The sequence below is a fragment of the Duganella sp. Dugasp56 genome, assembly GCF_047304105.1.
In the GTDB taxonomy this organism is placed as follows: Bacteria; Pseudomonadota; Gammaproteobacteria; order Burkholderiales; family Burkholderiaceae_D; genus Rugamonas; species Rugamonas hordei.
Map to the genome: position 1 here is coordinate 1 of NZ_JBGLYQ010000088.1, position 9449 is coordinate 9449.

Annotated in this window: 9 protein-coding genes and 1 tRNA gene; 3 read left to right on the forward strand and 7 right to left on the reverse strand. The window is 62.4% G+C overall.

Annotated elements, in window-relative coordinates; genetic code table 11:
- Positions 1-77 precede the first annotated feature (77 nt).
- From ACCD07_RS31740 to ACCD07_RS31760, 5 genes are all read right to left on the reverse strand, one after another.
- Positions 78-1124, reverse strand: a complete 1047-nt coding sequence (locus tag ACCD07_RS31740) for an aldo/keto reductase (protein ID WP_413449637.1) — start codon at positions 1122-1124, stop codon at positions 78-80.
- Positions 1125-1133: 9 nt separating this feature from the next.
- A complete protein-coding gene (locus ACCD07_RS31745) occupies positions 1134-2174 on the reverse strand; it encodes a quinone-dependent dihydroorotate dehydrogenase (RefSeq protein WP_176654127.1) in 1041 nt (346 codons plus the stop codon).
- A gap of 33 nt (positions 2175-2207) precedes the next feature.
- Positions 2208-2936: an arginyltransferase gene (locus ACCD07_RS31750; RefSeq protein WP_176654128.1), complete on the reverse strand. Its 729-nt coding sequence runs from the start codon at positions 2934-2936 to the stop codon at positions 2208-2210.
- Positions 2937-3121: 185 nt separating this feature from the next.
- Positions 3122-3850, reverse strand: a complete 729-nt coding sequence (gene aat / locus ACCD07_RS31755) for a leucyl/phenylalanyl-tRNA--protein transferase (protein ID WP_413449638.1) — start codon at positions 3848-3850, stop codon at positions 3122-3124.
- 18 nt (positions 3851-3868) lie between these two features.
- The gene (locus ACCD07_RS31760) at positions 3869-4441 is read right to left on the reverse strand and encodes an NUDIX hydrolase (RefSeq protein ID WP_176654130.1); all 573 of its coding nucleotides are present in this window, start codon (positions 4439-4441) and stop codon (positions 3869-3871) included.
- A 168-nt stretch (positions 4442-4609) separates the two neighbouring features.
- Here ACCD07_RS31760 and ACCD07_RS31765 point away from each other — a divergent pair.
- Positions 4610-4686: transfer RNA gene (locus ACCD07_RS31765), tRNA-Met, on the forward strand.
- A gap of 108 nt (positions 4687-4794) precedes the next feature.
- Positions 4795-5454, forward strand: coding sequence for an acyltransferase (locus ACCD07_RS31770; protein WP_353403251.1), 660 nt, complete (start codon positions 4795-4797; stop codon positions 5452-5454).
- A gap of 74 nt (positions 5455-5528) precedes the next feature.
- Here ACCD07_RS31770 and pepA read toward each other — a convergent pair whose 3' ends face one another.
- Together pepA and prsT are read right to left on the reverse strand one after the other, a co-directional pair.
- Entirely contained in the window at positions 5529-6422 is an 894-nt protein-coding gene (pepA, locus tag ACCD07_RS31775; RefSeq protein WP_176654132.1) for a flocculation-associated PEP-CTERM protein PepA, read from the reverse strand.
- 226 nt (positions 6423-6648) lie between these two features.
- Entirely contained in the window at positions 6649-9321 is a 2673-nt protein-coding gene (gene prsT, locus ACCD07_RS31780; RefSeq protein WP_413449639.1) for an XrtA/PEP-CTERM system TPR-repeat protein PrsT, read from the reverse strand.
- Positions 9322-9387: 66 nt separating this feature from the next.
- On the opposite strand from prsT, the gene ACCD07_RS31785 reads away from it, so the two are divergent.
- The coding region (locus ACCD07_RS31785; protein WP_413449640.1) for a glycoside hydrolase family 2 TIM barrel-domain containing protein at positions 9388-9449 on the forward strand (62 nt) is incomplete at its 3' end.

A 9449-nucleotide genomic window follows, 5' to 3' on the forward strand; every position in this document is an offset into this window, starting at 1 on the left:
ATATGTTTTTAATAGACAGCCGCCGTAGCGACCGCTACGGCGGAGTTCGTGTCCAATTTTCGGATCTGACCCCGGATTTACTGGCCGGGGTTGGTGATGCTGGCGTGGATGGCGTCCACCTGCGCCAGCACTTCCGCCGGCAGTTGCAGCTCGTAGGCGTCGATGTTTTCCTTCAGCTGCGCCAGGGTGGTGGCGCCGATGATGGTCGAGGCCACGAACCAGCGCGAGTAGCACCACGCCAGCGCCAGTTGCGTCGGCGTGATGCCGTGGTCGCGCGCCAGCTTCGCATAGCGCGCCACCGCTTCCAGCACCGCAGGCCGCAGATAGCGCGGGCTCCACGTCGGCGGGAAGATCGTCAGCCGGCCGTGCGCCTTGGCGTCATCGTGGTACTTGGCGGTCAGCTGGCCGAACGCCAGCGGGCTGTAGGCCAGCAGACTGACGTTCTCGCGGTAGCAGGTCTCGTCCAGCAGGCTGGTCTCGTAGTGCCGCGCCGTCAGGTTGTACAGGTTCTGGATGGTGGCGATGCGCGGCAGGCCCTTCATCTCGGATTGCTTGATGAACTCGTTCACGCCCCAGCACGATTCGTTCGACACGCCAATCGCGCCTATCTTGCCTTCCTTGATCAGCTCGCCCAGCGCGGCCAGCGTTTCCTCCACCGGCACGCAGTCGCGCTCCAGCTTGGGATTGAAGGCGTTGGCGCCGAAGATGGGCACGTTGCGGCTGGGCCAGTGCAATTGGTATAAATCGATATGATCGGTCTGCAGCCGCTGCAAACTGGTGTCGACCGCCGCGCGCAGGTTGGCCGCGTCGAAGTTCTGCTTGCCTCCGCGCACCCAGCTGATGTTGGGATTCGGTCCGGCCGCCTTGGTGGCGATGACCACCTTGTCGCGCGCGCCGGTCTTCTTCAGCCAGCTGCCGATGAAGCGCTCGGTCGCGCCCTGCGTGGCCGGGCGCGGCATCACCGGGTACATTTCCGCCGTGTCGATGAAGTTGATGCCGCGCTCCAGCGCGTAGTCCAGCTGGCTGTGGGCGTCCGCCTCGGTGTTCTGCTCGCCGAAGGTCATCGTGCCCAGGCAGATCCGGCTGACGTTGAGCGAGCTGGAGCCAAGTTGTATCTTCTGCATGCTGCTTCCTTATTTCAAGCGGATCGCGTCGGCGCAATCGCGTATCAGCGCCGGGCCGGCGTAGATCAGGCCGCTGTACAGCTGCACCAGCTGCGCGCCGCACTCCATTTTTACTTTGGCGTCCGCGCCGCGCATGATGCCGCCGACGCCGATGATCGGCAGCGCGTCGCCCAGCTCGGCCTTCAGCAGGCGGATCACGGTGTTGGACAACTCGAACACCGGCGCGCCCGACAGCCCGCCCGCTTCGGCGCCGTGCGGCATGCCGGCGACGGCGTCGCGGCTCAAGGTGGTGTTGGTGGCGATGACGCCGTCGATCTTGTGGCGCAGCAGCGCGTCGGCGATGTTCTTGACCTGGTCGCCGTCCATGTCCGGCGCGATCTTCAACGCCAGCGGCACGTAGCGCTTGTGCTGGTCGGCCAGGCGCAGCTGGGCCTCCTTCAAGGTGCCGAGCAGGCCGTCCAGTTCCGAGCCGCCCTGCAGCTGGCGCAGGTTCTTGGTGTTCGGCGACGAGATGTTGACCGTCACGTAGCTGGCGTAGGGATAGACTTTTTCCAGGCAGTGCAGGTAGTCGTCGGTGGCGCGCTCGATCGGCGTGTCGGCGTTCTTGCCGATGTTCAGGCCCAGCACGCCGGCCTTGTCCTGGTAGAAGCGCGACGACTGCACGTTGGCGACAAACGCGTCGACGCCGCCGTTGTTGAAGCCCATGCGGTTGATGATGGCCTTCGCTGCCGGCAGGCGGAACATGCGCGGCTTGGGATTGCCCGGCTGTGCGCGCGGCGTCACGGTGCCCACTTCGATCGAGCCGAAGCCCAGGTCGGCCAGCGCGTCGATGTAGGCGCCGTCCTTGTCGAGGCCGGCCGCCAGGCCGACCGGATTTTTAAACGTAATGCCCATCACGGTGCGCGGATCGGCCTTGGGCTGGCCGGCCAGCCTGGTCAGGCCCAGCGCGGCGGCGCGTTTCAGTGCGGGGAGGGTGAAATGGTGGGCGGCTTCGGCGTCCATCGAGAACAGCAGCGGACGGGCCAGCGAGTACAGGAGTTTTTCGGACATGGGGGAGCTCTGGTTATAGTTCCCCGTATTTTATCAGGCGTCCAGCACGCTCCACGTGCCCTTGATGCGCGCCTCCAGCGGTTTGAAGTTGGTCTTGTAGGACATCTTCGGACTTTCCTTGATCCAGTAGCCCAGGTACACATAGGGCAGCTGCAGCTCGCGCGCCTGGGCGATCTGCCACAGCACGTTGAAGGTGCCGAACGAGGCGCCCTCGACGTCGGGATCGAAGAAGGTGTAGACCGACGACAGCCCGTCCGACAGCACGTCGATGATGCTGACCATGCGCAGCGTGCCGTCCGGCTCGCGGAACTCGACCAGCCGCGTGTTGACGCGGCTTTGCAGCAGGAATTGCGCGTACTGGTCGCGGCTGTCCTGGTCCATGCCGCCGCCGGCGTGGCGCTTGCTCTGGTAGCGCAGGTAGAGGTCGTAGTGCTCGTCGGAGAACGACAGCGTGGCCACGCCCGCCATCAGATGGCCATGCCTGACCCAGGCGCGGCGCTGGCCCCGGCTGGGCTTGAACTGGTCGGCCACCACCCGCACCGGGATGCAGGCCTGGCAACCGTCGCAATATGGCCGATAAGTAAAGATGCCGCTGCGGCGGAAGCCGTTCTTGACCAGCTCCGAATAGACGTCGGCGTTGATCAGGTGCGACGGCGTAGCCACCTGCGAGCGCGCCTGGCGCGCGTCCAGGTAGCTGCAGGGATAAGGCGCCGTGGTGTAAAACTGCAGCGTCGCGAAAGGCAGATCGTTCAGGTGCGTCATGCACGTCCTATCGAGGGCGGTTTGTTTAGAAGACGTTTCAAAATGAGCGTGGCCAGGCGCGGCGACGAAGACAGTGCGCCTGCACGGCTAGGAGCCGCAACGACGCCACGGTCATTTTGAAACGTCTTCTTCTTCTGAGTCCCAATCATAGCGCTTAGTCCAGGACAGCGCTTGTCACCTTTAGCTTAACTGTCCGCAGCCAGCGGTGCAATGGGTTCCCACAAGGTGATCTGCGGCAATTCAATACTGTTGCGCAGATGCGCCAGGAATTGCGCGCGCGGGATGGGCGAGGCGCCCAGCGAGGCCAGGTGGCCGGTCTCCTGTTGGCAATCGATCATCTTTACCCCGTGGCTGCGCAGGAAGCGCACCAGGTAGGCCAGCGCGATCTTGGAACCGTCGGTGACGCGGGCGAACATCGATTCGCCGTAGAACATCGCGCCGATCGACACGCCGTAGGCGCCGCCGACCAGCTGGCCGTCCAGCCACAGCTCGGACGAGTGGGCGTAGCCGAGGCGGTGCAGGCCGGTGTAGCCGGCGATGATGTCTTCCGAGATCCAAGTGCCGGGTCCGTCCCGGCGCGGCGCGGCGCAGGCCCGCATCACCTGTTCGAAGGCGCTGTCGAAGCGCACCTGCCAGCGGCCGCCGGCGCTCATCTCGCGCTCGACCTTGCGCAGGGTTTTCCTCAGGCTGTCCGAGATGCGGAAGTTTTCCGTCATCAGCACCATGCGCGGATCGGTGCTCCACCACAGGATGGGCTGGCCTTCGGAAAACCAGGGGAAGATGCCGTGCTTATACGCCGTCAGCAGGCGTTGCGGCGACAGGTCGGCGCCGGCCGCCAGCAGGCCGGGTGCGTCGATGGTCAGCGCCTCGCTGACGTCCGGGAAGGGACTGTCGGGATCGAGCCATGGGATCATATTACCGCGTCAAGTAGGTTAAAGATCCGTACGCATGGGACGGGTGATGTCCTGGGTGTGGAAGCCATAGCTGCCGCCCTCCCGCATTTTGACGCGATCGGCGAAGAACAGTTCCAGCGTGGTGCGGATGGTCGGGAAGGCCAGGTCGTCCCACGGGATTTCCGCCTCCGAGAACAGCTGCACTTCCAGGCTTTCCTCGCCGGGCGCGAAATCGAGGTCGAGCAGGGTGGCCAGGTAAAACATGTGGACCTGGTGCACGCGCGCCACGTTTAGCAGCGTGAACAGATTGCCCAGCGCGATGTTGGCGCCGGCTTCTTCCTGGGTTTCGCGGATTGCCGCTTCGCTGGTGGTTTCATTGTTTTCCATGAAGCCGGCCGGCAGGGTCCAGTAACCGTGGCGCGGCTCGATCGCGCGCTTGCACAGCAACACTTTCAGTTCGCCGTCGCGTTCCCACACGGGGATCGAGCCGAGGACCATTTTCGGGTTCTGGTAATGGATGGTGGCGCACTGGCCGCACACGTAGCGGGGGCGGTTGTCGCCGGCAGGTATGGCCAGGCTGACGGGGGAGGCGCATTCGGAACAGAATTTCATAGGTAGCTCAAGTCGGTATGGGTGCTCACTTTGGCTACTTTACACCGATTGGCGCCGGCGCGGCATGGCCTATGCCTATAGGTAACTGCATTTATTCGGACTATCGCAGACGATTTCGGGATTAATATTGCCTAACAGGCGAATTTGCCCTATAATGATTACATCAGACGCGGGGTGGAGCAGTCTGGCAGCTCGTCGGGCTCATAACCCGAAGGTCACAGGTTCAAATCCTGTCCCCGCAACCAAATTCGAAGCCGTTGATACCGTCAGGGATCAGCGGCTTTTTTGTTTTCAATTCCGCGACTGTAAGACCTCCCTTTTCCTATAATCGATGCTCTTATAGGGAGTTTTTCATGCGAAAAATCAGACCGTCCGCCATAGTCGTTTTCCTGTCCATGCTGGCGCTGGTATTGATGCTCTCGCTGCTGAGCGCCTACTGCGGCGTGGGAAGCATTCCCCGCCTGGGCGATTTCAGGGGCGTGGCCGTCAGCGCGGCAGCGGTGCTCCTGGTCTACCTGTACGGCATGCTCATATTTCGTATTTTCATGTGGGCGATGCCTCTACACGAAGGAAATATCGAGTTCGGCTCCAGGCAGGAATTCATCTATCAGGTGTATGTCTTGTTTTACCTGATACTTTTTAATTCCCTGATACGCGGCGGGATTATTCCGATCCCTATCATGCGGCTGATCTATCTTGGACTGGGCGCGCGCCTGGGCGACAACACCTACAGTTCGGGCATCATCTACGATCCGTCGTTTGTGACGATAGGCGCCAACAGCGTGGTCGGCGAAACGGCCTTGCTGGTGCCGCATGTGATCGAGGGCGATACCTTGGGCCACTATCTGATTACGATAGGCGACCATGTGACGATAGGCGCCCATGCGGTCGTCTTGTCCGGCGTGACGATAGGCGACAACTCGATCGTGGCGGCCAATTCGCTGGTCGTCAAAGGCACGCACATCGGGAGCGGCGAAATATGGGGCGGCAGCCCGGCGCGCCGCCTGAAATAAAGACACGGCAGGTCATGAAAAAAGGCCGGCGCGCCCCAGCGCACCGGCCTTCGATTGCAAGCCCGGACCACGGACTATTTTTGTTTTTCGCGCCGGCGGCCGAACGAGCCCATGCCGAAGATGCCTGCGGCAACCAGCGCCAGGGTGGCTGGCTCAGGCACGGGCGTGAACTGCTGGCCACCATCCACATTCAACACGAATTGCGAGTCGGTATTCGGACCGGTGGCGATGCCATTGACCAGGAGCGGACGCGTGAAGCCGGGTGCGTCCGGTCCGGGGAATTGCAGCGTCGTGTCGAAGCGGGTGCCGGCCAGGGCTGGCGAAACATAGGCCGCATTGGTAAACAACACGGTGCCGACCAAGGTGGCCGAGCCAACGCCGGTGGCGCCGGGGGTGCCGGACGTGCCGGTCGCCAGGAAGGTCGACAGCTCCGAATCCCAGCTGCCCGACAGCATCACCGCGCCATCCGTGAATCCGGTTCCGGCCGCTTGGTTGGCATCGGGCGTGTTATCGAAATAAACCGTCCAGTTGCTGCTGGTGGCGGGCGTGAAGGTGATCGCAACCGTGGAGCAGCCGGCGTTAAGGCAAGTGGCCCGCTCATGCAAGGTGGCGATCGTCGTCAGCTCATAGGTACCGACTGCGGGACCGGGCGGGGCTACACGCAGATCCGGCGTGGCCGACGTGGTGCCGATGGCTGCGGCGAAGGCTTGATACGTCAGGGTGAAATCGGCGAAATCGCCGGCATTGTTAGCCGGGGTGAGCGTAAAGCCCTGAACCAGGCCCGCGCCGTTTTGATGCCAGTCGATGCCCGTGAAATTTTGCAGAATGCCGTCACCGCCTAAAGCCTCTCCCGGATTGCCGGAAATTAGCACGTTGGCGGCGCTGGTGGTGTCCAGCGTTGTAGCCTGGGCCGCGCCGACCGAAAAGAGCGCTCCCAGCAGAGCGCTGAGAATGGTAAGTTTTTTCATTTTGTTTCCTTCCTAGATGAATGGAGAGTCGCTACGCAACGGTGTGGGTTTCGATACCTTGCCGGCCGGTTGGAACCAGCCAGCTATCCACTACTAAGCAAATGCCACGCCATGTTTGGAAGGGTTTCTAAGTGGCTGTTTTAAAACAGTTTTTCAAAAATTTCCGGAATATTTTCGGCTCTTCGCGCAAAGATGTAAAAAAAGCCGACAGTACCCCGGAGTGTAGTTACAAGGATTCCAGCATCGCCTTCACTTCGGGACGCTTCGGGAAGTCCTTGTTGGCGGCCAGCAGCTGTTCGAATTGGGTGCGCGCGGCGCGCTTGTCGCCCGACTTCATCAGGCCCAGGCCGAGGTGGTAGCCGATTTCGGTCGCATCGGGCGCCAGCGCCCTGGCTTTTTGAAGCAGGGGCAGGGCGCGGGCCGTATCGCCTTTCTCGAGCAATATCCAGCCCAGGGTATCAAGGATGCCGGGGCTGGTGCCGGCCAGTTGGTAAGCCCGTTCGGCGGTCGCCAGGGCCCGTTCATCCTTCTCGTGCTGGTAGGCCCAGGCCAGGTTGTTCAGCGCCACGACATTTTTCGGGTCTTGCCGGATGACGGCCTCGAATAGGCTGATCGCCGGCTTATATCGTCCCTCCGCCAAATTGGCGCTGGCAAGGTAGAGCCGGACGCTGAGATCGGTCGGGTGCTGCTGCAACCACTGGCCGGCTTGAAGGTCCGCTTCCTTGGTTTTGCCCGCCAGAAGCAGGGCTTGGTGGATCTTGATCGCCAGGGGCGCCAACTTGCTCATCTTAAATGCCCGCTCGTAGGCCTGCAGCGCCTCTTGCGGTTTATGCTGGGCCATCCAGATGTCGCCCTCCAGCGTCAGCCCGGCTGGCAGATCGGCCCGCTGGCGCTGTACGGTCTGGGCGATGGCCAGCGCTTCCGGGTAGCTTTTACTTTCCACTAATAAGGTCGCCGCGAGGACCTGGGCTTCGAACCAGTCTTCCTTCAACCGCAATGCTTTCTTGACCGAAGCGAGGGCGCCGTCCTTGTCCTTGAGCGCGACCTGGGCATAGGCGATGCTCAGTTGCACGGCGGCCGACGCAGGTTGCAGTTCGGCCAGCCTGGTATAGCTTTCCAGCCCGGCTTCGTAGTTGCCGTTCGCGATCTGGATCCGTGCCAGCAGCGCGAGCGTGTCGGGATTGTTCGGATGCGCCGTCTGCAGCGCTTGCGCCAGCTTCAGCGATTTTTCCTTTTCGCCGGAACGCTGGTAAAGATTCGCCAACAGCAATGCCGGCGTCAGGGCGTCGGGACGTTCGCTGGTGGCGCGTTCCAGCCAGCGCACCGCTTCCGCGTTGTTGTTCTGTGCGAAGGCAAGCTTGGCCAATGCCGTCATCAGGCCCACGTTCTTCTTGTCCTTGGCGAGTGCAGCTTCGTAGCGCTGGCGCGCCCGTTCGGGTTTTTTTTCCGCCAAGTCCATTTGCGCCAGATTTTCCAGGGCCGGCAGATAGGCCGGGTCCAGCACCAGCGCCTGCTCGAAGCCGGCGCGCGCACCGGCCAGGTCGTTTTTGGACAGCAGGATACCGCCTTTCATGTTTTTCACCAGCGGATTCTTGCCGTCGCGCCGTTCCATTGCCTCAATCGCCAGAAGTGCCTTGTCATATTCCTTGTTGCGCAAGTGGGTCATCGCCAGCAGGATGCCGGCCCGGCCGCTCTTGTCGTCCAGGGCGGTTGCCTGTTCCAGTTCGCCCACAGCGCGTGCCGATTCCCCGGCGCCCAGGCGGCTCAATCCCAGCGACGTGTGCAAGCTGGCCGTTTGCGGTGCGAGGTCGCTCGCCGCCTGGAAGTAGTCAGCCGCCTTGGCGAAATGCCTGGCCTGCATCTGCGCCTGTCCCGCCAGGGCCAGCAGCTCCACGTCCGTTCGATTCGCCTCCAGCAGCGGGTCCAGCACGGCGATGGCATCGTCGGCCTTGCCGCCCTTCAAAAGGAGTCCGGCCAGGCGCTTGCTGGCGTAGACATGGCGCGGATTTGCGTCGAGAAATTTGCGCATCGATAATTCGGCTTCCAGATACGAGCCCATGGCCAATTGCACGGAACCCATCAACAGGATGCTGGGCATGTGCTCGGGCATCACCCGCAATATCTGCTGCAAGGCATCGCGGGCCGCCGGATATCTCGCGTCCTGAAAGTCGAGCAAGGCCTGGGTGTAGATCACCGGCAGGGTGCCGGGCGCGTTCTTGCGGGCGGCGTCGATCTCGGATCGGGCCTCGGCCAGCTTCTTGGCCTGGATCAGGAGGGTGGCGCTGTCGATATGGGCTTGGGTATTGTTCGGCTGCAAGGTCAGAATTTGCTTGTATGCCAGCAGGGCCGCCGCGTCTTTTCCCTGCAGGCGCAATAAGTCGCCCTTGAAGCGCAGGCACTCGATATTGTCGGGATGCTTGGCCAAGGCGCGTTCGATAGTTTGGGTGGCAAGGTCCAGGTGTTGCGACAAGGCGGCGATCTTTGCCAGGCCCAGCATGGCCTCGGGCAGATCCGGGTTTTTCACCAGCAACTCGTCGAACAGTGCCTGGGCCTGCGCCGTCTCGCCCAGGCCCAGATACGCGTTGGCGCGCAATACCAGCAGTTCCGTCTGGTGCGGGCTGACCGGGTCCGGCTTGACGTCGTCGAGCAGCTTCTTGAATTGCCCCTGCATCAGCATTACCTTGCCCAGGCGCGGCATGAGTTCCACATCCCCGATGCCCAGCTCCCCGGCCTTGCGCATTTCTTTTTCGGCCGACGCGGTATCGCCCGATTCGATATAGACCTCCCCCAGCAGGAGGCGGGCGCGGGCATTGTCGGGCGCCTTCTGCAGGGCATTTTTCAGTTCGATGATGGCGGCCTTGGTTTCGCCCTTGGCACGATATTGCCGGGCTTCGGCCATCAAGGAGTCGGTGTCGCGCGCGGTGTTGCAGGCGGTTAGCGTCAACGTCAGCAGCAGCTGACGGACCTGGTCACGCGCGACAAGAACCGCGCCAGCGTCATCATCTGGTCGATCGGGAATGAGACGCC